Annotated in this window: 18 protein-coding genes and 1 tRNA gene; 11 read left to right on the plus strand and 8 right to left on the minus strand. The window is 64.4% G+C overall.

Going from position 1 to position 22,882, the window contains the following annotated elements:
• The first annotated feature begins 10 nt into the window (after positions 1–10).
• Positions 11–96 (plus strand) — tRNA-Leu (locus tag ACOGXA_RS09610).
• Positions 97–469: 373 nt separating this feature from the next.
• Here the strand turns inward: ACOGXA_RS09610 and ACOGXA_RS09615 are convergent.
• Positions 470–1,075: a hypothetical protein gene (locus tag ACOGXA_RS09615; RefSeq protein ID WP_419923661.1), complete on the minus strand. Its 606-nt coding sequence runs from the start codon at positions 1,073–1,075 to the stop codon at positions 470–472.
• A 237-nt stretch (positions 1,076–1,312) separates the two neighbouring features.
• On the opposite strand from ACOGXA_RS09615, the gene ACOGXA_RS09620 reads away from it, so the two are divergent.
• The 3 genes from ACOGXA_RS09620 (at position 1,313) to ACOGXA_RS09630 (ending at position 5,259) form a co-directional block, all read left to right on the plus strand.
• Positions 1,313–2,158, plus strand: a complete 846-nt coding sequence (locus ACOGXA_RS09620; protein WP_419923662.1) for a hypothetical protein — start codon at positions 1,313–1,315, stop codon at positions 2,156–2,158.
• Between the two features lie 557 nt (positions 2,159–2,715).
• On the plus strand, positions 2,716–4,560 hold the full coding sequence (locus ACOGXA_RS09625) for a DUF262 domain-containing protein (RefSeq protein WP_419923663.1): 1,845 nt from the start codon (positions 2,716–2,718) through the stop codon (positions 4,558–4,560).
• Positions 4,561–4,863: 303 nt separating this feature from the next.
• Positions 4,864–5,259, plus strand: coding sequence for a hypothetical protein (locus tag ACOGXA_RS09630; RefSeq protein WP_419923664.1), 396 nt, complete (start codon positions 4,864–4,866; stop codon positions 5,257–5,259).
• Between the two features lie 266 nt (positions 5,260–5,525).
• Here ACOGXA_RS09630 and ACOGXA_RS09635 read toward each other — a convergent pair whose 3' ends face one another.
• Positions 5,526–5,981, minus strand: a complete 456-nt coding sequence (locus ACOGXA_RS09635; protein ID WP_419923665.1) for a hypothetical protein — start codon at positions 5,979–5,981, stop codon at positions 5,526–5,528.
• 336 nt (positions 5,982–6,317) lie between these two features.
• Here ACOGXA_RS09635 and ACOGXA_RS09640 point away from each other — a divergent pair, with 336 nt between their 5' ends.
• Together ACOGXA_RS09640 and ACOGXA_RS09645 are read left to right on the plus strand one after the other, a co-directional pair.
• Positions 6,318–8,057 carry a uracil-xanthine permease family protein gene (locus tag ACOGXA_RS09640; protein ID WP_419923666.1) on the plus strand — a complete coding sequence of 580 codons (1,740 nt, stop codon included), beginning with the start codon at positions 6,318–6,320 and terminating at the stop codon, positions 8,055–8,057.
• Entirely contained in the window at positions 8,057–10,030 is a 1,974-nt protein-coding gene (locus tag ACOGXA_RS09645) for a pyrroloquinoline quinone-dependent dehydrogenase (protein ID WP_419923667.1), read from the plus strand. Before ACOGXA_RS09640 ends, ACOGXA_RS09645 begins: the two co-directional genes overlap by 1 nt.
• A 61-nt stretch (positions 10,031–10,091) precedes the next feature.
• Here ACOGXA_RS09645 and ACOGXA_RS09650 read toward each other — a convergent pair whose 3' ends face one another.
• The 3 genes from ACOGXA_RS09650 to ACOGXA_RS09660 are packed head-to-tail and all read right to left on the minus strand — an operon-like array spanning position 10,092 to position 13,409.
• Positions 10,092–10,829, minus strand: coding sequence for an SDR family NAD(P)-dependent oxidoreductase (locus tag ACOGXA_RS09650; RefSeq protein WP_419923668.1), 738 nt, complete (start codon positions 10,827–10,829; stop codon positions 10,092–10,094).
• Positions 10,830–10,860: 31 nt separating this feature from the next.
• Positions 10,861–12,135 carry an acyl-CoA dehydrogenase family protein gene (locus ACOGXA_RS09655; RefSeq protein ID WP_419923669.1) on the minus strand — a complete coding sequence of 425 codons (1,275 nt, stop codon included), beginning with the start codon at positions 12,133–12,135 and terminating at the stop codon, positions 10,861–10,863.
• Positions 12,132–13,409, minus strand: a complete 1,278-nt coding sequence (locus tag ACOGXA_RS09660) for a hypothetical protein (RefSeq protein ID WP_419923670.1) — start codon at positions 13,407–13,409, stop codon at positions 12,132–12,134. Before ACOGXA_RS09660 ends, ACOGXA_RS09655 begins: the two co-directional genes overlap by 4 nt.
• A gap of 97 nt (positions 13,410–13,506) precedes the next feature.
• Here ACOGXA_RS09660 and ACOGXA_RS09665 point away from each other — a divergent pair, with 97 nt between their 5' ends.
• The 3 genes from ACOGXA_RS09665 (at position 13,507) to ACOGXA_RS09675 (ending at position 15,553) form a co-directional block, all read left to right on the plus strand.
• On the plus strand, positions 13,507–13,863 hold the full coding sequence (locus ACOGXA_RS09665; protein ID WP_419923671.1) for a hypothetical protein: 357 nt from the start codon (positions 13,507–13,509) through the stop codon (positions 13,861–13,863).
• 1 nt (position 13,864) lies between these two features.
• Positions 13,865–14,272 (plus strand): type II toxin-antitoxin system VapC family toxin, encoded by a 408-nt coding sequence (locus ACOGXA_RS09670; protein WP_419923672.1) that lies wholly within the window; start codon positions 13,865–13,867, stop codon positions 14,270–14,272.
• 114 nt (positions 14,273–14,386) lie between these two features.
• On the plus strand, positions 14,387–15,553 hold the full coding sequence (locus ACOGXA_RS09675) for a hypothetical protein (protein ID WP_419923673.1): 1,167 nt from the start codon (positions 14,387–14,389) through the stop codon (positions 15,551–15,553).
• Positions 15,554–15,571: 18 nt separating this feature from the next.
• Here the strand turns inward: ACOGXA_RS09675 and ACOGXA_RS09680 are convergent, their stop codons facing one another.
• On the minus strand, positions 15,572–16,564 hold the full coding sequence (locus ACOGXA_RS09680; protein ID WP_419923674.1) for a hypothetical protein: 993 nt from the start codon (positions 16,562–16,564) through the stop codon (positions 15,572–15,574).
• Positions 16,565–16,674: 110 nt separating this feature from the next.
• Here ACOGXA_RS09680 and ACOGXA_RS09685 point away from each other — a divergent pair, with 110 nt between their 5' ends.
• Together ACOGXA_RS09685 and ACOGXA_RS09690 are read left to right on the plus strand one after the other, a co-directional pair.
• A complete protein-coding gene (locus ACOGXA_RS09685) occupies positions 16,675–18,198 on the plus strand; it encodes a sulfatase (RefSeq protein ID WP_419923675.1) in 1,524 nt (507 codons plus the stop codon).
• Entirely contained in the window at positions 18,198–19,121 is a 924-nt protein-coding gene (locus tag ACOGXA_RS09690) for a dihydrodipicolinate synthase family protein (RefSeq protein WP_419923676.1), read from the plus strand. Before ACOGXA_RS09685 ends, ACOGXA_RS09690 begins: the two co-directional genes overlap by 1 nt.
• 94 nt (positions 19,122–19,215) lie before the next feature.
• On the opposite strand, the gene ACOGXA_RS09695 is transcribed toward ACOGXA_RS09690, so the two are convergent.
• On the minus strand, positions 19,216–19,638 hold the full coding sequence (locus ACOGXA_RS09695; RefSeq protein ID WP_419923677.1) for a Calx-beta domain-containing protein: 423 nt from the start codon (positions 19,636–19,638) through the stop codon (positions 19,216–19,218).
• 70 nt (positions 19,639–19,708) lie between these two features.
• The gene (locus ACOGXA_RS09700) at positions 19,709–22,867 is read right to left on the minus strand and encodes a choice-of-anchor R domain-containing protein (RefSeq protein WP_419923678.1); all 3,159 of its coding nucleotides are present in this window, start codon (positions 22,865–22,867) and stop codon (positions 19,709–19,711) included.
• Positions 22,868–22,882 lie beyond the last annotated feature (15 nt).

The following is a 22,882-nucleotide window of genomic DNA, read 5'->3' on the forward strand; positions in this document are numbered from 1 at the left end:
TGAGGGCCTAGCCCGGGTGGCGGAATAGGCAGACGCAGGGGGCTTAAACCCCCCAGCCCCCAAGGGGGCGTGTGGGTTCGACTCCCACCCCGGGCACTGTGTGATGTCGCGGGACATGGGAACCTCCCAGGGGCCGCGCAATGCCCGTGGTGAATCGCTTGTGCTTTTGTCGGTGCTTCGTGTATCCTTCTTTTCGTTGAGGTCACCGGAGCACCAAGTGCTCATACCGGTGGTCTGAGCTACGAAAGTAGCTTGCGAGGGCCCCCATCATTGGGGGCTCATCGTGCTTTTAGGGGTAGCCGCGGATACCAAGCTTGTGTGTGAAGCACGGGAAGCCGGCGGCATCGATGCCGCCAGGCCAGACGTGGCCTGGGGCGCCGTCTGCGGGCAGCAGTTTGGAGTAGGCACGTTGGCGTAGGTATGAGTCTGCGGGGCCGATTCCACGGTCGTTGAGCACCGCGTGGTGCGCTCAGTGGGCAATGAAGTCTGTCATCTGAATCAGATGGCTCTCGGAGCTGGCATAGCCCCTCGGATCTTCGAGCACTCGGCGTGAGTACGGGAGAGCTCGGTGGGCGGCTCGGGTAGATCGAGCCAGGTTCTCTGCTGTGCCGTCGTACCAGATAACGGCATGTGAGTGGTGGAACGCGCAGAACTCCTCGACGAATGCGACGAGCTGCGGGTAGAGCTTCCCCGATCCCTCCGGGACTGGCGCGAACACAGTCAGGACTCGCAGTTCCGCAATCGACCCGATCATGCTGAAGGCGGCCGTCGTGATCTTGTTTCGATCGCCCGGTCGGAGCGCAGACAGCCTGTCCCGTCCCGCATTGGAGTTGGTGCCAAGGTCCAGGGCGTGAAGCTCGGTGTTGGTCGGGATGTCAAAGCCCCGCGCAACCCAGCGCCTGTACTTCTTCCAGTCTTGCAGTGTTTTCGCCCACACTGGGGTGGGGATCGCCAGCGCGGTGAGGAGGTCCTGGGTCTCGTCTCCCGAGTCATCAACGTAGACGAGGTACGTCGTATCGAGCAGACCGCTCGGTACAGGATTGTTTGGGTTGGTGTCGGGGGATGGTGGGCACACAGGTGGCATCCTGGCAATCGTGGGGAAGAGGTCGGTGGGGACCCAACTATGCCATGGAACGCTTGCGGGTGCTACACTAGGCTATTGGCCAACCGAAACGTTTGCTTTGGTCCTGAGTGCGTCGTTTGCACCCCGGGTACAGGCTTGGGCTTGTGTAATGGTTAACGTAATGACTCATGTTTCACTGCGGTATGAGCCCTGGCCCGACCAACGCAGGCGACCAAGAATCCGGGTGAGATGAAGCTTCAACTTGATGATCAGTCTCCGAATCCCTATCTGTCGACAGATGATCAGCGGCAGCTGGAACTCGCACAATCAGCGAGCGCCAACCTGGCGCAGCGATTGAGTCGTAGGAACCGCAACCTCCGCGACTGCCCGATCCGCACAGAGTTCCTTCGGCGCAGAAGCGAACGAGACGCCGTGCCTCCGATGATGGTGATGCTTGGCTCTGGCGGCGGTCGCGGCGGCGACGTGCGCCTCAAGCTGTACCTGTCGCTCCTATGGGCAAGCCCCGGCGGGAATCACGACACGGAGTTCGTGGCGACCGACTGGGCCCAGCTTCTGGGACTACCCCGATACTCGACCAACGGCAAGCGGCGTGTGTACGAAGCTCTCAGTTGGCTCGCAACTCACCGCTTCATCGAGAAGCAGGAGAGGCCTGGCCGTCCGTCGACAGTCATTGTTCTGCATGAGTCTGGGCTGGGAGCGCCATACGCCAAGCCATCGTCGCGGACTGCCAAGGGTAAAGCGCCGACGTACCGCCGGCTCCAATCTTCATGGTGGACGAACGCATGGCTGGCCGCCATGAGCGGGCGGGCGCTGGCTTTCTGGCTCGTCCTAATGGACGAGTCGAACAATGGTGCGAAGGCTGACGCCGTGTGTCTGTCGGAGGGTCAGACATCGAAGAAGTACGCAATCAGCCCGTACCTCAGGCAGCGTGCAATGAGGGAATTGAAACACTACGGCCTGATCACAGCGCGCCGGGAGTTCACTCGCGAAGCGTTTGGGGTGAAGTCATCGAGGACCAGAATCAGTATCCACCTCGATGAGTTAGACCGGTCGCCTATTGCTCGTCTCGAGTGAGAGTTCCACCTATTGCTGTTGCTAGAGAGGCGAATCCGACATCAGGCTCCGCTGTGCATTTTGGCGACGGGCTGCATCATCTCGCGGGCCACCATGGGGGCGGCATTCTGGTTTTGGCCGGTGACCAGGTTGCCGTCGACCACCCAGCGGTCGGCGAATGCATGTTCTTGAAGTCTATTTCAGCGGTCATGCCCAAGCGCCGGTGGAGTCCACTGACATCGAGACCGTGGGGCGCCGTGCGGGACAGCCGGTATACCGCGTGAGGAATGCGCCCACTCCCCAATTCGTCAGACAGACAATCGACGCATTCGGACGCAGTTCAATCCTGAGCTGACGCCATCCACCCCAGGACGAAAAAGGCACGGGGGTTTCGGTGTGTGCCTGCAGCCCAGACCCGAGGACCGCCAAACCCTCCAGCCATATCAGGGCCGTTCAGTGCCGCGTCGATCCATGAAGCGGCAGCTAGGAGAAGATCCGGTGTTGTTGAGTCTGGGTACAGTGTGCGGGCCGAGTCAGTGGGTCCGGTCATTCAGGTCGGACAGATTGGGGATCGTGTAGTGGATGTCGATGTGCAACAGATCACCGGGATTGCTCAGCCTGTGATTCAGCTTCTGGCGAACAGGCGTTATGGTCTTGACTTCTACCAGCGGGAATACAGCTGGGAAGACGCCCAGGTCGGCGAGTTGATTGACGACCTTGCCGGCCGTTTCCTGGACGAGTTCGATTCGTCCCGCGAGCGGTCATTGGTCAACTCATACCGGCCCTACTTCCTTGGGCCGATCGTTACTGCCCACCGAGATGGCATCCGGTACTTGGTGGACGGCCAGCAGCGCATCACGACCCTCAGCCTGTTGTTGATCTACGTCCGCCAACTGCTGGATGAGGACTTCCGAGAGGACGCGGAGGCCCTCAACTCGCTGATCTTCTCGACGGCATACGGAAGGAAGACATTCAACATCGACGTTGAAGAGCGACAGGGATGCATGGACGCCATCTATGAGGGCAAAGAGTTCGACCCAAGCGGCCAACCAGACTCTGTCCGCAACCTCTGGAACAGGTACCAGACGATCGTCGAGCGGTTTCCCAGCGACCTCCAAGGTGAAACGCTGCCCTACTTCGCCGACTGGCTACAGCACCGGGTCGTCCTCGTGGACATCGGCGCTCCCAACCAGGACATGGCCCTAGAGATCTTTGAGACGATGAATGACCGGGGTCTTCGTCTGAGCAACACCGACATGCTCAAGAGCTATCTTCTCGCACGCGTCGGGGGCGAAGATGTCATCTGCGATCTCAATGACTCCTGGCGCAGACGAGTCACCGAACTGGTCGATGCCGAAAAAAATGCTGATGCCGAGTTTGTCAAGGCATGGCTTCGGGGCAACTACGCACAAACCCAGCGAGAGCGCAAGGCCAACGCGGCGCCGGGCGACTTCGACATCATCGGTACTGCCTTCCACAAGTGGGTACGCGACAACGCAGGCGCCATCGGACTCGAGCACGAAAGCGAATACCGCCGCTTTGTGGAGGTGGAGTTCCTCGAGCTCAGCAGGCGCTACCTCCAACTGCTCCACGCATCAGACGAGCTCCAGACTGGGCTCGAAGCCGTCTACTGCAACGCCAGAACCGGCTTCACGCTCCAGATCCCGGTGATCCTCGCTGCGATCACGCCCGATGACGACGACGCAACATTCGAACAGAAGGCTGCTCTAGTTGCCGGAGCCCTCGACATCTACGTCGTGCGGAGGATGGTGAACTACCGCAACTTCGGCTACTCGACAGTCGTTTACACAATGTTCAACCTGATCAAGGAAGTACGCAACCAACCTGTCGACGAAATCCGGCCCGCTCTAGCTGACTGGCTTGCGAGAGAACATGAACAGCTCGACGGGATCAGGACATACAGCCTCACGCAGCGAAACCGAAGATACATCCACTACATCCTGGCCCGGATGACGGCATGGCTTGACAGCGAACTGGGAACCGGTGTGACGCTCACCGACTATCTGGACAGGTCGAGAAGACACCCATTCGAGGTCGAGCACATCTGGGCCGACAAATTCGATCGGCACACCGATGAGTTCTCCAACAGCTTCGAATTCCAGGAACAGCGAAACAAACTTGGTGGCCTTGTGCTCCTGCCGAAGGACTTCAACGCCAGCTACGGCGACATGCCGTACGAGAAGAAAGTCGAGCACTACCACGCGCAGAACCCGCTAGCCCAGTCACTACACCCGAGGGCATACGAGAACAACCCAAGTTTTCGCCGACTACGTGAAACCCACGGCCTCGCATTCCAGGCTTACCCAGATTCCTTCACAAAGGCCGACATCAAGTCCCGCCAAGAACTCTACCTGGACCTCGCCAAGGCGATATGGAATCCGGCACTGAACCGTCTGGTTTGACCCGGCCTAGGGACTGTCAGGAATTCACATGAACAATCAGGGATATTGTTGCGGCCGTGGCGGAAGCGACATCGTTGGAACCAGTGCGTGATCCTCACTGCGGGCGCAGCACCTACGACCGAATCGGCTTCACGGTGAATGGAGAGTCATGGGAAGTCGAGTGGGGCAACTATGACGTGTTCGGTACTCCGGCGTTTTGGGTCAATCGAACAGCGATGGAGGGCGAACTCCACCGGTGGTTGCGTCAGATCGGCCATGATGGCCGTTCAGCATGCAACGCAACCGACCGGTGGAGGTTTCAGTATGGCACGGCGTTTGTGTCTCGACGAGCGCGGCCGTGTCGATCCGGTGGAGATGCTTCCCAGCCTCTGGTACTTGCCGCGAGGCTGTGTGTGGCAATGGCACAGGGTGCGGTTCCGGGCACTGGGCGGGGCGTTCAGCGTGGACCACATGGCGCGCACGCCGGGCCACGACCGGTTCCCAGCCGCCGAGGTCCCGTCTGCCTCAGATGCCGAGCGGGCCATCAACCAGGGGCCGACCGACGTGTTGTTGTGCCACGACCATCCATCTCTGGGCTACCGGCTGAAGGGACTGCCGATACCCGAGGCCGACGATCTGTCCAGTGCATCTGCCGAAGAGGTCGAGCGGCGGCTGAGCGAGGAGATCTATGTGACCCAAATCGAGGTCGCGGTTGGCTAGTTTGCGCGTCCTCTCCGGGCGGGAGGTTTGCCGCATTCTTGCTGCGCACGGCTTTTCTGAGGTACGACGCCGGGGCAGCCGCGCTGAGGGTTTTGGGACGTGGCATAACCACCTCCCGTATCACTTTCTGAACTGCAATGGACGATACCGGGCAGCAACACCCAAGCCAGCAAATCCCAGGTCAAATACGGTTTGTCAGAACTTTCGGCAAGTAATGAGACCAGCCAAGAACCCGAAATAATCCCCACCCCGGGCACTCAGCGGAGCTACGTCGAGCGGCTGCGGCGGAGACCCTCCACGTCGGCGAGATCTTGGGCTCGGCCAGCGGCCAGTTTGTTCTTCTCAAGATCTTCCAACCCGATGAAGGGAACCGCCAATGAGTCCAGCAATATCTCAGCTCGCCGATCCCAGCACGACTCGAAATCGACGCCGGCAATGCTGGTCAAGATATCGATGCGGTTCGGCGGATACCCCAACTGCACCACTTGGCCCTCCTCAAGAAAGTCTTCTGCGGCCAATCCCAGCGAACCGAAGCCAAACTCTTGCAATGCCCCGACCAACCGGGCGGCGTTCTCGGGTTCGACCCAAACCCAGACGTCCAAGTCTTTGGTTAAGCGGGGATGGCCGTGTGCGGCCACCGCATATCCACCCACCACTAGGAACCGAACCCCGTGCTCCAGGCACAGCGAGGTGAATTCGTGCAGGTCCTTCCCCAGCAGCATTGGCTGCCTCCCCTCGCCATTCGAGCCGTAATAGCACGCTTGCAATTCTCGAACGTGTGCGATCCGCTCGGCGGCAGGACGAGAACACCAGAACCCGACATCAGGGTCGGGGTCGCCCAGCCGGAGCCAGTGAGCCACCTTTGCAATCCCTGCCATAAGAGCACCGGACCTCTCATCCGAGTGCAATAATTCTACCCCCCGTATACGTTCTACCCCCCGTATACGATCGTGAGCTTCCCTATAACCATCAGTAGGAGTTCAAGAGCCTCCTCAGCGGCGAAAGGCCGCTCTGGGAGGCGGGTGGAAATAGGCTCGTTGTGGGAGATTGGCTGACTAGTGACTTCCGGCAGCAGAGAACAGCCCATTCGATTTGAGCCTGAGGAGTCCTGTCCTCCACCCATTGCGCTGCTGGCCGGGTTTCAGGGGGCTGTGCTGCTGCTGGCGCCAACGGTGCTGAATACAGCAATCGCCATTCGATCCTCGGGACTAGACGACAGCTATCTCACCTGGGGCGTGTTCTCCTCCATGGTGATCTGCGGCGGCATCACAGCGTTGCAGGCGTTGCGGCTGCGGTTTTTCGGGGCCGGCCATATCGTGCTGTCCTGGCCGGCGGCAATGTTCATCGCCATCATGGTGACGACGATCTCAGCGGCTGGACTGGAGACGTTCGCAAGCCTGATGATCGTATGCAGCTTGGTTCAGGTAGCGCTCGCCTGGTGGCTGCCTACGCTGAGGCGAATCGTCACGCCGACTGTCTCGGGCACGGTAACGATGCTTATCGCGATCAGCGTGCTGCCCATCGCGTTCGACTCTGTCGAAAACCTGCCAGCCAACGCACCAAGGGCGGCCGGACCGGTGATCGCAGGAGCAACATTGCTGGTCGCGGTGATAGCAGCGCTGCGGGCCAGCGGACGCTGGCGACTGATCGCGCCGTTCAGCAGCATCCTGGCCGGATGCGCGGTCGGCGCGGCATTCGGCGTGCTCGACGGCGACCATATCGCCAGCGCCGGCTGGTTTGGCGTCCCCGATGTGCCGGCCCTCAGCATCGACCTCACGCCGAGCAAGGAGTTCTGGGCGCTCTTGCCATCGTTCGCGATCCTCACCCTGGTGCTCGGGCTCAAGACGATCAGTGACGGTGTGGCGATTCAGCAGGGCTCCCGCCGCCGGCCTCGGGCAATCGACTTCCGCCGGATCCAGGGCATGGTGAGCGTCAACGGAGTCGGCATGGCGCTCGCCGGCCTCGCGGGCACGCTGCCCTCAATGGCAATTTCCTCATACAGCCTCTCACTGGTGAAACTCACCGGTGTCGCGGCTCGCCGTGTGGGAGTTGGCGTGGCCATCACCGCGTTTACTCTGGCGTTGTTCTCCAAGTTCACCGCTGTATTGCTGACAATTCCCGGACCGGTGTTGGGTGCCAACCTCATGCTCGCCATGGGCATGCTCTTCGTGAGCGGATGTCAGACAGTGCTGCGCGACGGCTTGGACTCTCGGCGCATGCTGGTGGTTGCGCTAGCCATTGCACTGGGCTTGGGATTGCACAGGCACCATCTCACCCGGGTCCTCTTCGGCGAAGAGTACGGCGAACTGCTCGGAAGCGGCGTCACAATCGGCGCCATCGCCGCCATTGCCATGACACTGCTGGTCGAAGCGTTGAGCATGCGCCGATCGCGCCTGGAAGTCACGCTCGACACAGCCTCGATACCGGTGATCGACGATTTCCTTGCTCGATTGGCTTCCAAACTCGGATGGAATGAGGCATCAACGCTTCGGCTGCGATCAGCGGGAGAGGAGACACTGGCCAGCCTGCTGGCGCAAGACGACGATGCAGAGGGCTCGAAGCGGCCCCGCCTGAACATCACGGCGCGACCGCAGGGAACGATGGTGGAACTGGAGTTCGTCGCCACCACACGCCAGGAGAACATCGAGGACCAACTGGCGTTCTTGGCCGAAGAGGTTGCCGTGCCATCAGTCGATGATCTCTCACTGCGACTGCTGCGCTTCCACGCCTCCGCGGTGCGCCACCAGAAGTACCACGGAGTGGACATCGTGACGGTGCAGGTCGAGAGCAGCGGCTGATGCCAAGAACCCGGTTCGTGAAGACTCTTGTTGCCACGGCTGCATTGGCATTGGTCGCATTGGCATGCGGCCAAGGGACGGGCACCACAACCGGCTGGCCGTTCGTCGGCTCCGACCAGGCCCACACCAAGTACTCGACGGCCGAGGAAATCACGGCCGCCAACGTGGGCGAACTGGAGATCGCCTGGAAATGGGCGCCGAACGAGACCCCCCTCGAGGAGTTCGACACGCAGCCGGGTCCTTTCCAGGCCACTCCCATCATGGTCGACGGCGTCCTCTACCTCTCCACCATGTACACGCGGGTGGTGGCGCTAAACGCCGAAACAGGCGCAGAGATATGGACGTTCGACCCGAAGGCCTACGAGGGCGGACCGGTCGGCGCGGGGCCGACTGGCTTCAAGCACCGGGGAGTCGCCTATTGGAGCGAAGGGGACGACGCCCGCATCTTCCTCAACAGCCGCGACCGGCTCTTCGCGATCGACGCCGCCACCAGTGAGCTCGACGCCGATTTCGGCGAGAGCGGGAGTGTGTTGCTAACCGAGGGGCACGGCCGCCCGGTCAGCCGCTTCGAGTTCGACCAGACCTCCCCGCCGGTGGTGTTCCAGGATTTGGTGATCGTCGGGAGCCGCATCCCCGACGGGGTGCAGCGTGAATTCGACCCTCCCGGCACGGTTCAGGCATTCGACACCCGAACGGGTGAGCGGCGCTGGGTGTTCTTCACCGTCCCGCAGTCGGGCGACGAGGTCGGGGCCAACACCTGGGAGGACGAGTCGTGGCGCATCACCGGCCACGCCAACGTGTGGGGTTTGATGTCGCTCGATGCCGAGCGGGGCCTCCTCTATGTGCCCACGAGCACGCCGAGTAGCGACTATTGGGGTGGACGCCGCAAGGGGGCGAACCTGTTTGCCGAGTCGTTGGTGAGTCTCGACGCCCGCACCGGCGAGCGGCGATGGCACTTCCAGACGGTGCATCACGGCTTGTGGGACTACGACCTCTCGGCCGCGCCCAACCTGGTGACGATCAAGGTGGACGGCCAGGAGGTCGACGCGGTGGCGCAGGTCTCCAAGCATGGCTTCACGTTCGTGTTCGACCGGGTGACGGGCGAACCGGTGTGGCCGATCACCGAGCGCTCCGTGGACACGGTCACCGACGTCCCCGGCGAGGAGCCGTATCCCACCCAGCCATTCCCGACGAAGCCCCCGCCGTTCGCCCGCCAGGGGGTATCGCTTGAAGACGCCAACGATCTGACTCCCGAGATTCATGCGCTGGCGACAGCGGAGATGGAGCGGTTCCGGCTGGGGCCGCTCTTTACCCCGCCGAGCCTTCAAGGAACACTCCAGCGCCCGGGCGCCAGCGGCGGCGCCAACTGGGGAGGGGCGGCGTTCGACCCCGAGACCGGGATTCTTTACGTGAGAACGTCGGAGGAAGCCGACACAAACCAGGTCTGTCAGAACTTGGGCGACGACCCCCGCGTCGACGTCGAATACAGCAACAACTGCCCCTATGGCGCCACCCGGGTCATGTTCCGGGAGGCCGGAGGACCGGGCACAGTGGATCCCCTGGAGAGCGAACTCGGCCCGATACCGCTCACCAAACCGCCCTACGCGCACTTGGTGGCCATCGACCTCAACGCGGGCGAAATCGTCTGGAAGGCGCCGTTCGGCCAAGGCAGCGACGAGATCCGCACCCACCCGTTGCTTCGCGGCGTCGACCTGCCGGAGCGTCTGGGCACGCTCGGCAACTCCGGCCCGTTGGTGACCAAGGGCGGACTGGTATTCCTCGGCGGCGGCGACCCCTACCTGTATGCCTTCGACAGCGTCACCGGCGCCGAACTCTGGCGGGGCGCAACGCCGTTCCCAACCAACGCCAACCCGATGACCTACCAAACGCAATCCGGGCAGCAGCTCGTGGTCATCGCCACCGGCCGCGGCACCGACGCCGCCCTCGTTGCCTTCGAGCTACCCGGGCGGTGAGGATGACCGCAGAGCGGCGCCGATCCCGTCAGACCACACCACCCCGGGCCCGTAGCGAGCCTTAGCTAGTGATGGAGCCGCCGGCGAGGGGGATGGTCTGGGCGGTCATCCAGGAGGCCTCCTCGGAGGCGAGGTAGGCGCACAGGGCGGCGACGTCTTCGGGGGTGCCCAACCGCCGGGTCGGGATGGCCCTGGCCAGGTGGTCGGTGACGCCGGTGGCGCCGGTGTTCGACATCAGGCCAAGGGCGATGGAGTTCACCGTAACCCCCGTTTTGGCCACCTCAAGCGCCACTGAGCGGAGCAGCCCTGCCGCGCCGCCCTTGCCCGCTGAGTATGCCGCCACGCCGATGTTCACTCCCACGGTGCCCGCCCCCGAGACGACGCCGATGACGCGGCCCCAGCCCCGCTCGATCATCCCGGGCAGAACAGCGTGTGTGCAGTTCATGACGCCATCGAGGTTGACGGCCAGGGGTCCGGCCCAGTCGGCTGGCTCGGTCTCCGCAAAGGGCTTGACCTGCATCATCTCGGCCCCCCCGTTGCCGGCGTTGTTGACCAAAATGTCGATGGGCCGATCAGCGATCGCCGCCCGCACCTCGTCGCCGTCGGTGACGTCGAAGGGCAGCGCATCTGCGGAGTGGCCGTCAGCCGCAATCTGGTCGGCCACTTCACCAGCCCGGTCGGCGACGATGTCGTTGACCAGGACGCGGGCGCCCTGGGACGCCAGCGCGCGGGCGATCCCTGCGCCAACGTTCTGGCCTGCACCGGTTACCAGCGCCGTCTTCTGGTTGAGCTCGAACATGGGTGTGGCTCCTTTCGCTTCTAGCCCCTGGCTATCTCGGAACTTCTTGCCATGCCATGTCGCGGTAGGGGTCGGGCTCGCGGGGCAGGCCGAGCACCTTCTCGCCGATCACGTTCTTGTTGACCTCGGTGGTTCCCCCCTCGATGGTGTTGGCCCGGCTCCGCAGCATGCCCTTGGCGGCATAGGGCATGGCCGCGGCCCAGGCTTCGATGGAGTCTTGCCCAAGGGCAGGCTCTCCCGGCATCCACGCCACCGACGCCATGCCCATGAAATCGGCGGCGGCCAACTGAAGGGCCTGGTTGAGCTGGCTTTGTTGCACCTTGCCGATGGATGCGGCCGGTCCCGTCGTTCCCCCTGCTTTGACCGTGGCCCTAACCCGCTCGTTGGTCCAGCCCCTCACCATCTCCTGGCAATATAGGCGCATGAGCCGGTCGCGCCCGACGCCATCGATGCCAATCTGGCGGGCCTGTTGGAGCAGGCTCTCGATTCCCCCTCCCCCGATGCGGTCGACACCTCCCGATCCCGACCCGGCCACCATCTGGCGCTCCCCGGCCAGGGTGGCCGCGGCCACCCGCCACCCGTCGCCCGCGGCCCCAACCCGATGGAAATCGGGTACTCGTACCTCTTCAAGCCACACCTCGTTGAAGTCGACCTCGCCGCCGATGTGGCGCAAGGGTCGCACCTCGACTCCCGGCGACGATAAATCGACCAGGAAATAGGTGATGCCCCGGCGCTTGGGGACGGTGGGGTCGGTGCGGGCCAGGCAGATGGCGAATTCAGACTCATGGGCCCAGGTGCTCCACACCTTCTGGCCGGTGAGAATCCACTCGTCGCCGTCGCTCTCGGCCCGCATGGCCAGCGAGGCCAGATCGGAGCCGGCGCCGGGCTCGCTGAACATCTGGCACCATCGCTCTTGGTTGGCCACCATGGGGGGCAGGAAGCGCATCCTCTGTTCCTCGGTGCCGTGGGCGAACAGTGCCGGGGCCGTGTTGTGCAGCCCCAAGGGGTTCAGCCGCCCCAGGTTGAGCGGGGCGAGCACTGCCTCGGCCATCCGGGCCTTGGCCGGAGGGAGGTCGAGGCCGCTGTATTCGATTGGCCAGGTGGCTACCGCCAGCCCCGAGGCGGCGAAGGTGGGATACCAGGCCTCGTAGTCGGCTCGCGGTCGCACCTCTCGGATGGCCCGCCGCCCACGGGGTGCCGCGTCGCGCCACGCCAGAGGGACGTGTTCGGCTACCCATGCTGACACGGCAGTGCGAATTTCCTCATCGCTGCTAGAGGAGTCGATCCGGAGGCGGTCAGAAGTCATTCCGCCGACATATTCTCGAACCGCGCCACCAGCGCGTCGAGTGCTTCAGCGGCGGTCGTCGCCCCTCCCGGCGGCGTAGGCAGTCGCACTGGGCCATGCTCTCGGCTGGGCAACAAGATCGTGGCGTGCCCAGGACAGGTGGTCTCGCCCCGCTGGTTCTCGCCGCAGATGTCGAGGTCGACCGCCGGCGCGCCCTCGTCGGTGAGGTACTTGCGGGTCACCGTGCCCCGCATCCAGTGGGTGTCGCCCACGTAGTTGAACCGGCGGAACTCCACATCGAGGGCGGCCAGCCAGGCGTCGTCGCCCATCCAGTCGGTACACAGGTGTACCAACCAGGTCTCGCGCATCCGGCCATAGTCGTAGATAGCCGGGTTGCCCGCCCGCCGAGCCCACTCGGGATCCCAGTGGACCCGCTGTTGGACATCGGGGATGTTGAGGTCGTCGGGACGGAAGAATCCCGGCACCCGCTGGCGCTGCTGCACCCCGAGCCGAAGCGCCTTGACCCCGTAGAGGCCCATGCCCATGCCGGTGTGCCACACCACCATGTCGGTCACCCGCATGGGCCCCTTGACCAGCGGAGGCAACTCGTCGCCCTCTTCGACGTCCTCCCACCAGCGGGGCTCAGCCCCCCGGCGGCGCTCGGCCTCGGTGCTCACCGCCTCGGTGATCTCAGCAATCTGCTCTTCGGTGTAGGGCTCGATCACGATGTCGTCGTACTTTCCCGCACCCTCGTCGGCCCTGCGTTCCACCGCCCCCCGGTCGGTGCGGATCATCAGCCGATACTGGGCCGACAGCACGGCGCCTACGGTGGCGAACACCTCTGCCGTCCACTCGTGAACAGTGCGGGCCGCGAACTCGCTCTTCTTGTCGTGAACGCCCACCAGAGCATTCCGCCTGGTGACCCGCATCCCCGGACGCAGCGGTGCCCACCACTCCCGATAGCTCCCCGAGTAGTAGGCGTGGGCACCCTTGAGCGGATCGCCTTTGAGCAGCGCCTTGGTCTCGGCGTCGAGCTTCTGAACCTCGTTCTCCCCGATGAGGGTGTCGCCCCCGTTCATGTTCGGCGAGGCGATCGGCCCTCCCCACACCGTGCCCGCCCCGTAGTCGGGATCGCACCACAGCGGATTGTCGTCGCCAAATGCCTCTGCCACCTGCCGGAACGCATCGGTGTTGGGCTCGCGATACCACGGACGCTGTGGATGCGGCTGAGCAATCCCGATCCGCCCCCGCAACCGGGCAATGGCCTCATCGGTGATCGCTCCAGCCTCAGGCACGCTTGGGACTGTACCTAACGACCTTCCTTACCCGGTGATCCGGCACCGGGAGAAAACCAAGCTGTTGCAAGTATGTACACGTTGTACAATTTGGCTTATGGATAGCGATTTCACTAACCAGGCTGAAACCTCGAAATTCATGATCGAGGTGCTCAGCGTCCCAGTGAGCAAGTTCAGGGCCAACATCTCCCAAATGCTCGACGACCTCGGGGAGGACTACAAGGAGATCACCCTCACCAATAACGGCAAGGTCATTGCCCACATCCTCCCCCCCAAATACCTGGTGCCGTCATTCGAAGGCTCTCTCAAGGACATCATTCGCATTCCCGACGGAGTCGACCTTGACAACCTAAGCGCCTTTGACGACGACTGGGAGGAGCAGATGGACGCCAGCTGGGCTCGTTCTGAAGGTGTTTGGCCCCCAGTTACCGCCGAAAAGCCGGCGACCACCTGACGTGCTCATCCTAGACACCAATGTGATTCTGCGCGTATCGGCCAATTGGGGTGTAGATGAAGTCTCGCAAGGGGCCAAGGACTTCGTGGTAGACGCTCAGCGACGAGGTGAGGCTGCCATCAGCGCAGCCACCATTTGGGAGATCGGGGAACAAGCCGCCAAGGGAAGGATCCAAGTCGATTATGCCGCATTCTTGGATGGACTTAAGGATGACCGAATAATCACCATCCCCATAGACGGGAACATCGCCGCCCGAGCCGTGCAACTCCGCAGCGAATGGGCCGACAGTGACCCCGCGGACCGCTTCATCATGGCCACTGCCCTACTAACCAACAGCCAGTTGGTGACCATCGACGCCGAAATGATCGCCTGGAGCGGCCCCGCCCGAGTCGTCGACGCCCGACGGTGACATTCAGCTTGTTTCAACAGCTGCGAATCTGATCCTTCATGGGGTGCCCTCGATGCTTCTTACTATCGCTATCGGGCCGCTTAGAGTGGGCGGGAACTTGAGGAAGGGTTTGCCATGACGGACAATGCAGCCGCACGCGAGCGCTTGATGGCCGGAGAGGCGTGGAACGACTTCTGCGACACGATGCGAGCGGCCGGGCAGGTGGTGATCGACCGCACCCCCGACGCCGACGAGCAAGATCGGGTGGAGGGGTTCCGCTATCTGACCCGCATGTCGTTGATGGCCTATATGCGCTGCATCGAGAACCTCCCCCCGATGGAGAAGAGGTCGATTTGGGTGATCCCGCCACCCATGAAGGGCGGCCAGGGGGTGCAGTCGCCCGACCAGGATCATGTGGTGCAGCCCATCGACGCGGCCAAGCGGTACCGAGTCACAGGCCAAAGGGGTTCCGCCCCCTATGTCCACATGTCGGCGTGGACGCCGAAGGTGCCCGATTGGGTTGGGGTCGACTCGGTGGGCGACCGGGCCGTAGCGGTGCTGGAAGAGTTCAATCCGAGTTGGTCGCAGACGCCGTTCACCGCCCTGCTCGACGAGTTCACCGACGGCGCCGGAAACGTCGATTTCGTGCTCTCAGCGGACAATCCCGGGGTCGACAACTGGATGCCGGTCGCACCGGAGACCCGGGAGCTGATGATGCGAATCGTCTATGACGACCGCGACGCGCAGTCGTCGCCTCGGCTGGTGATCGAGCCACTCGAGCCCACCCCGGTGATTCACACGCCGGACGCGGCCGACATGTCGAAACGGCTGGCCATCGCGGCCCAGATGGTGCTTTCGGTGCAGTCCGACTACGCCGACTGGACCGACACGCTGGCGAAAGCCGAGAACCAGTTGCAGCTCACCACCGAGCACTACCTCCGAGTGGGCGGCTCCCCCGATGACCGCCACTTCGAGTTCGGCTACTGGCGCATCGGCGACGGCGAGGCGCTGGTGGTGGAGTTCAAACCCCCGGTGTGCCGCCACTGGAACTTCCAGTTGTGCAACCACTGGATGGAGAACCTGGCCAACTACTTCACCGGCCAGGGCTACGCATCGTCCCAAGACGTGCAGGCCGACGCCGACGGAGTGGTGCTGCTGGTGGTGGCGGCCGAGAAACCGACGTCGGGAACCTGGGTGGACACCGCGGGCCGCGACCACGGCGTGATGGGCTTGCGCTTCGTCGAGCACGAGTCGATTCCTGAGATCGTGACGAAGCTGGTGCGCCTTTCCGACTTGGGCTGACGCGAGATCAGTGGCTGATCAGTAGTCGAAGACCGAGGGCAGTGCCTCCACGGGGCGGGCCTCGGGAAAGTGCTCGCTGATCTGCGCCGCGTGGTCGGGGTCGTCGACGCGGTTGGGATCGAAGCGAAGGTCGATCCCCCGCTGTTCGAGGTCGGCGTTGAATCGGGCCGCTATGTCGTCGCGGCTCATGGGGTTGGAAGCCAGACGGTTCTTGTGGTCGGCGTCGATGTACACGTCGGCCTTCCACAGCACGCTGATGCGGATGGCGGCCAGCGGCGTGCGGTACACCTCTTCGCCGTGGTCGGTGACCACCCAATCGCCATCGGGGCTGCCCGCCGGGGCCAACTGGGCCATGGGGGTGACCCGGGGGGTGCCGATGTCGAAGGGGCCGATGGCGTTGACCTGGTGGAACATGCCGTGGTTGTCGCCCATCAGCGCGGTGTTGGCCATGTTGCCCACATGTTCTTCGGGCGGCTGATCTGGTCCGTGGGGCCAGTAGCGGATTCCGCCGCCCTCCACGTCGTTGAGCCACCAGATGGCGGTGGCCTGCGGGAACGACAGGTCGTCGAACAGGCCCGACCACAGCATGGCCCGCAGCAGCCACATCGGAGTGTTGGTGCGGTCGCGGCCCGCAAACCGGGGATTGTCGGTGTGGGCCGGCCCCGCCTCGGGAATGGCCATCATCTGGTTCACATACACGCTGTGGGGCTCGACGATCTCAGCGCTGTAGTAGGCCTTGGCCGATTCGATATACGCCGGATGGTGCAGAAACACCTCTGAACCCGCAACGGCGATGGTCTCGTTCACCCAGTCGTCCCGGAACCACAGCGGACGGGTGCGGGCGTGGGGATCAGCGCCGGGGTTGTACCAACCGCCCAACGGCGCATAGGGGGCCTCCTGGGCCAGCAGTTTGACCGCGGCGCCCACGTCGTCGAGCACGTCGGTCAGCAGAATCGGCGGGTCGGCCACATGCATCACCCCGACCGTACCAAAATCAAGGTCATCGCCCACTGCCTCGGCTACCGGCGAGGCCCTGAGCCGGTGGCCGGGTTCGTTGTTGAATCAGACGACTAGGCCACCGAGCGCCCATACTGGAACCGCCTCTCGAAAGGACGCTCCCGATGCGGATCCTCTATATCGATATCGACACCCTCCGGGCCGATCACCTGGGGTGCGCGGGGTATCACCGCAACACCACCCCGAACATCGACGCCCTGGCCGCTGAAGGAGTGCGGTTCGCCAACGTATACGCCTCCGATGTTCCCTGCCTGCCCAGCCGCACCGCCCTCAGCACCGGCATGTTCGGGATCCGCAACGGGGTGGCCAACCACGGGGGCATGGCGGCCGACCTGAGGCCCCAAGGCGCTGATCGCAGCTTCTTCTCTGCGATCGCGGCCAACTCCTGGGCGTCGCGCTTCTACTGGTCGGGGTACCACACCGCCTCGGTCTCCAGCTTCCCGTTCCGCCACTCGGCCTCCTGGTGGACCAGCGGGTTCATGGAGAACATGAACCTCATGCGGGGATTCGGCGGGGAGAGGGCCGACGAGGTGCTGCCCGGAGCACTGCGCTGGCTGGACGACAATGCCAACCAGGAAAACTGGTTCTTCCACGTCCACCTGTGGGATCCCCACACCCCCTACAACGCGCCGGACGACTACGGGAATCCGTTCGAAGGCGACCCCGCGCCAGCCTGGCACACCGAGGAAGTGCGGGCCCACAACTGGACCCTGGCCGGCCCCCACTCGGCCCAGGAGCCCTGGGGGTTCAAGCCCGATGAGTGGGGCCCTCCCCCGCCCCGCCAGCCGTGGAACCTGTCGACCATGGACGAGGTCAAGCAGACCTTCGACGGCTACGACACCGGCATCCGCTACGCCGACGACGCGGTGGGCACGCTGATGAACAAGCTGGCCGACCGCGGCGTGCTGGACGATACCGCCATCTTGGTCTCCTCCGACCACGGCGAGGCCTTCGGCGAACTGGGCGTGTACGCCGACCACCAGGCCGCCGACGAGAGCACCTGCCACATCCCCTCGGTGCTGCGGTGGCCGGGGATCGAGCCCCAGGTGCATGGGGGGCTGCTCTACCACCTCGACGTGGGCGCCACCGTGGTGGACATGGCTGGCATCGACATCCCCCTCAATTGGGACGGCATGTCGGTGGCCGAAGACATCGGCACCGGCCACCACGGCGGTCGGGAGTTCCTGGTGCTGTCGCAGGGGGCGTGGTCGGTGCAGCGGGGCGTCCGCTGGGGCGACCATCTCTACCTGCGGACCTGGCACGACGGCTACCACGCCGACTGGAACGACGAGATGCTGTTCGACATCGGCGCCGACCCCCACCAGACCGCCGATCTGGCCGAACGGGCCCCCTCGGCGCTGGCCGACGGCCGGGACAAGCTCGCGTCATGGACCGAAGACCAGATGACCCGCAGCTACTCCCCTGTTGATCCCCTCAAGATCGTGCTGGCCGAGGGCGGCCCCTTCCACTGCAAGGGCCACCTGCCCGAGTACCTCGAGCGCCTCGAAACCACCGGCCGGGCCAGCGCGGCGGCAACGCTGCAAAAGCGCCACCAAGTCGAGCACATGCCCACCGGCCTCTCGGGGATCCCCAAAGACGTGCGTGAGAGCCTCGGAGTCGGCGATTGATGCAGATACTGCCCGGTCGGACCATTGTCGGGATGTCGGCCATCTTGCTGCCCCACCTCAACCCGACCACGGTGGACTGGGCCTCGCTCGACACCCACATCGCCCGCACCCACGAGGCCGGGCTCACCCCGGCAGTTAACATGGACACCGGCTACGTCCAGTTGCTCGATAAAGACAGCCGGACGAAAGTGCTCGACCGGGCGGCCGCCATCACCGGCGGCGATTTCGTGGCGGGGGCGTTTGTGGCCGACGAGCCGGGGGCGGTGTTCGACCTCGACGCCTACCGGCGAGCCGCCTCCGAGGTCACCGCCCGGGGCGGCCTGCCGGTGGTGTTCCCCTCGCACGGGCTGAACGGCCACGGCGACGCCGCCTGGCTCGACGCCCACGGCCGACTGGCCGAACACATCGACCGGTTCCTCGGGTTCGAGCTCGGCCCCATGTTCGTGCCCTACGGCCGCATCGTGTCGCTGGACACCTACCGGGGGTTGCTGGACATCCCCCAGTGCATCGGGGCCAAGCACTCATCGCTCAACCGGATGCTGGAGTGGGATCGTCTGGCGCTGCGCGATGAGGTGCGCCCCGACTTCCTGGTGCTGACCGGCAACGACCTGGCCATCGACATGGTGATGTACGGCGCCGACTACCTGCTGGGCCTCTCCACATTCGCGCCGGACAAGTTTGCCGAGCGCGACCGCCTGTGGGCCACCGGCGACCCCGGCTTCCACCAGTTAAACGACACTCTCCAGTACCTGGGCCAGTTCACGTTCCGGCCACCGGTGCCGGCCTACCGCCACAGCGCGGCCATGTTCTTGCAAATGCGGGGATGGGTTGACAGCTCGGCGGTGCCCGCCAGCGTGCCCACCCGCCCCGAAAGCGACCGCGCCGTGCTGCGCGACATCGGCGAGCGGCTAGGAGTGCTGTAGCTGATGCCCCGCTGGAAGCAGGTGAAAAACCTCAAGTTCGCTGGGCGCGACCGCCCTGGGCCAGGGGCGGTTCGGGCTTTGCGGTTGCGGCGGGTTAGTCGTCGTCGATGATGGTCATGGTTCCCTGGGTTCTGCTTTCGAAGAACCTGTCGGGGAAGTGGGCCTCGACTGCGAAGTACTCGTCCGGCTCGTCGTCGCTGTCTTGTCGCAGCCATACCTCTGCGGTCTTGGCGGTTTCTCCCGGCGCGAACACCAGCGTGCCGCCCCCGTAGAAGTAGTCGGTCGAGTGGGCCCGGGCGTCCATCAGGTGCCAGGCGGTCATGGGAACCCAGTTCACCGCGACCTCGTGGCTTGACGCCTCAGAGAGGGTAACCCGGAACACCACCTTTCCGCCCTCGGGGCCCGATGCGTCCTCCACCGTTATGGCCGCCGTGGTCTGCGGCGGCGGGGGATCGTCGTCGTCGGCCACGGCGACACCACTGCCCGCGCTGATGCTCACCACCGGGGTGACAACCACCGGCACCGGCAGGCTGCCGCGTCTGCGGCTGATGTGGTTGTCGGGGCACCTGCTGTTGGGGCTGCTGTTGCTATGTGTCGTGGGCTTGTTTGGCTTCGATCTCGGCGACTACCTGGTCCCACACGGGGCTGCTGTATCTCTGGGCGTTCTGCCTCGCTTCGGCGAGGGTGAGCGCGCCGCCGGCGACGTCGGCGGGATCCAGTGCGCCGATCGCGGCGAGCGCCCGCTGCCAGCGGTTGACGTGGGCGAAGCCGTGGTGGGTCTGAGACGCCAGGTACTGCACCGCCGCGACGACCTGCGGGTCCGCGGCATACGAACCGGTTGTGCCGGTGTCGCTGTCGGCTGTGCCGGTGTCGGGCGCGATCGGCGGCGGGTCGTCGTCGTCTGCGACGACCACTGTCGCCGAGTTGGCGGTGCCCACGTCGTAGCCGTCGCCGTTGGCGACGGTCGCGGTGACCGACCCGTCAGCCTCGTCGACCGAGTCGCCGGTCGTGGACACGGACAGGACCTTGTCGGTAGCGCCTGCGGGGATCGTGACCGTCCTAGAACCGGCAGCGACGCCGTAGTCGCCCGACGCCGCAACCGTGACCCTCACAGCCAGGTCCGCTGCCGGCGCAGCATCCGCGGTGACGGTGAACGTCGCCGGGTCGCCCTCAGTAACGTCGCCGCCGGCGCTGACGGTCACCGAAGGCACTACGACCGGCGGGGGATCCTGCTGCTGCTGGGCTTGGGCGGCTGCCTGGGCGGTGAGGGCTGCCTGCACTTTGGGGAGCGTGCCGACGCCGTCGGCCCAGCCGTGACGGCGCGACCGGGCGAGCCACGCCGCTATGTCCTCGTCGCCCATGCCGCCGCTGCGGCCCTCGAGCCGGTCGAGCACCGCTGTCCAGTCGCGCACCCCTGCTTGGTGGCGGCGCGCCCTGAACGACGCGATGTGCGCTTCGACCTCCGCGACCAGCGCCGGCGAGATGCCCGCGCCGTCGCCGCTGTCCGCGTCGGGGAGGGCCTGCTGCTGGTCGGCCCCGTCCTGGTCGTGGGGGGGTGCTTGCTGGCCGTCGGACACCGGGTCGCTGTTGTCGTCGACGCTGGGAGAGGTCTCCAGGTTCGGCCCGTAGCTGACCGTGAGGCGGCGGTGCGCTGACGGCTCGCCGTTGTCGCGCTCCAGGCTCATCGAGATGTCATAGGTGCCGGTGGAACCGTACAACGCCGGGTCCAGCGTCAAATCGACCCGCAACAGCCTGTCCCAGTGGCCCGGCTTGATATGCATGGCGAACCAGTGCCTGGGCCCCGCGACCTTTGTGTACGACGACGGGCCGGAACCCGCCTGATCGGCGCGATGCACAGTCGCGGTCACCGGCGCGTTGTCCCACGACCCGTCGGGGCGGCCGGTGCGCAGCCGGATGCGCAACGTATCCCAGCACAACCCCGCAGACCGGCCGTAGCCCGTCGTGCAGTCGGGCGGCCCGTCGACCCTGAGCCAGAACCTTCCCAGCCCCGAACGGGTCTCGCCCGCACGGCTCAACACGCTGACCTGACCGATCACCGCCCCATCGGCGCCCACAGCATCGAAGCTCCTCAGATCGTCGTCGACGACCGCGACCGCCATGTTGAAGTCCGACTCCGCCTGAGCCTTGGACTCGCTGCGCCGCAAAAGCTTCGACAGCGACCCCGACGTGTCCCAGTTCTCGCTGAACACATGACGGATGATGCGGGTATCAGACCTCACATCATCATCATGAGCGGCAGTCACCGTCACCGTCCGCACCTCGTCGTGGTCCCGGTGCGTCCACGACACCACCGCCGGGTCGAACGACAGCCCCTCGCCCACCGGGGTGATCGTCAACGGCGACCCCGGCGCCGGAACGTTGGAGTTCCGCACCGTGTAGGAAACCGAACCGCCCTCCCCGACGCGCAGACACTCCCGCTCGCGACAATGGAAACTGAAACGCGGATCAGGGTCGAACACCGGATCCAACCCCCGCGAGCGCTTCACCACCACCGTGACCGGCGCGAACGCCACCGACGCATCAGACGACGACAACAACAACTGGAACTTCGCATCAGGCCCATTCGCCGGCAGGCCACCCGCGCCAGAAGCCACACCAGTCACCTCCACCACCCGAAAGCCCTTATGCAGCGCAGGCTCCTCAATAGACCTATAGCCCGCCCAGTCCGCAGCAGTGAAATCGAAACTGACCGACTCGGACCGCGCACGCCTCTCGGTAAACACCCACTCTCTGCTAACCCCAGTACCGGTAGTCTTTTCATGCAGACGACCAGGGCCCCCGACAAAACCATCCTGCACCTTCTCGCCCACAACACCATTGCGTCCGTTGTGGCCATTCACATACTTGCGGCCCATGAACAAGGCCTCAGGATGATTCACCAAAAAACGCGACGGATCAGACGACGCAGCCGTCACCGGCACCCGCGAAGTCACCTCCTTAGCCAAATCCAAACGCACAGACACCGTCTCACCCTCACCCACAAACACCACCGAAGGCGCAGACACCAACAGATCCGACACCTCATTCACCGACCCGTTCACCCCGATCCTGAGGGAATCATTGCTTGTGAACGCCCAGCCAACGGACGTCTGCCTCCAGCGGTTCAGGCTCGTGTCGGCGATGCTCCAACCCGGTGCCCCGCCGGCATCCTCGCCGTCCTCATTGGTGGTCCGCAGGTTGTTTGTGCCGATCCATCCGGCAATGCTGTCGAGCACAACGAAATAGGTGGTGTCCGCCGCGAGGCTGATGCCGCTCCCCGGCGCCGCGAATCTCAAATTCTGGGCGGTAGAGAACGTGCCGGTTGACGACGGCGTCAAAGTCCCGAGAACCGCGCCCGGACTCCCGGACGCAGCAGCATTCACCGTGACCGTCAGCTTCGAAGCCCAACCAGCATCCGTCAACCCCGCGAAATGCACATCAACACTGCTCAACGAGTAACCCAACGCGTTGCCGCCCGTAGTAAACGCCTGGGCATAATCCCTGGCGCCCGGGCCACCAAAGGCACTGGCCGTCAGACCGAGATTGCTCACCAGCGAAGTCGGCGACTGCGCCCCCACAGGCGACGACGGCGACACAGCCAACAACGCAGCCAACACCGCCACCGTCAAAAGGCCCCTAAGCCCCCCCCCCCCCCGACCTTCGAGCGACTCGCTGAGCTCCACATAGTTCCTCTTCCCTCGCTGGATCTTCGCCGGACCCCGGCGAACCGGGAACACCAGCCCCACAACACTAACCCGCAG

Source organism: Candidatus Poriferisocius sp. (assembly GCF_965208475.1).
Lineage (GTDB): Bacteria > Actinomycetota > Acidimicrobiia > Acidimicrobiales > Bin134 > Poriferisocius.

Coding starts and splice junctions, on each gene's coding strand:
- ACOGXA_RS09635 (WP_419923665.1), bottom strand. CDS start 5,981: ATGCTGCTGGGGAAGGACCTGCACGAATTCACCTCGCTGTGCCTGGAG.
- ACOGXA_RS09645 (WP_419923667.1), top strand. CDS start 8,057: ATGCCAAGAACCCGGTTCGTGAAGACTCTTGTTGCCACGGCTGCATTG.
- ACOGXA_RS09665 (WP_419923671.1), top strand. CDS start 13,507: ATGGATAGCGATTTCACTAACCAGGCTGAAACCTCGAAATTCATGATC.
- ACOGXA_RS09690 (WP_419923676.1), top strand. CDS start 18,198: ATGCAGATACTGCCCGGTCGGACCATTGTCGGGATGTCGGCCATCTTG.
- ACOGXA_RS09650 (WP_419923668.1), bottom strand. CDS start 10,829: ATGTTCGAGCTCAACCAGAAGACGGCGCTGGTAACCGGTGCAGGCCAG.
- ACOGXA_RS09630 (WP_419923664.1), top strand. CDS start 4,864: ATGGCACGGCGTTTGTGTCTCGACGAGCGCGGCCGTGTCGATCCGGTG.
- ACOGXA_RS09655 (WP_419923669.1), bottom strand. CDS start 12,135: ATGACTTCTGACCGCCTCCGGATCGACTCCTCTAGCAGCGATGAGGAA.
- ACOGXA_RS09620 (WP_419923662.1), top strand. CDS start 1,313: ATGAAGCTTCAACTTGATGATCAGTCTCCGAATCCCTATCTGTCGACA.
- ACOGXA_RS09675 (WP_419923673.1), top strand. CDS start 14,387: ATGACGGACAATGCAGCCGCACGCGAGCGCTTGATGGCCGGAGAGGCG.
- ACOGXA_RS09685 (WP_419923675.1), top strand. CDS start 16,675: ATGCGGATCCTCTATATCGATATCGACACCCTCCGGGCCGATCACCTG.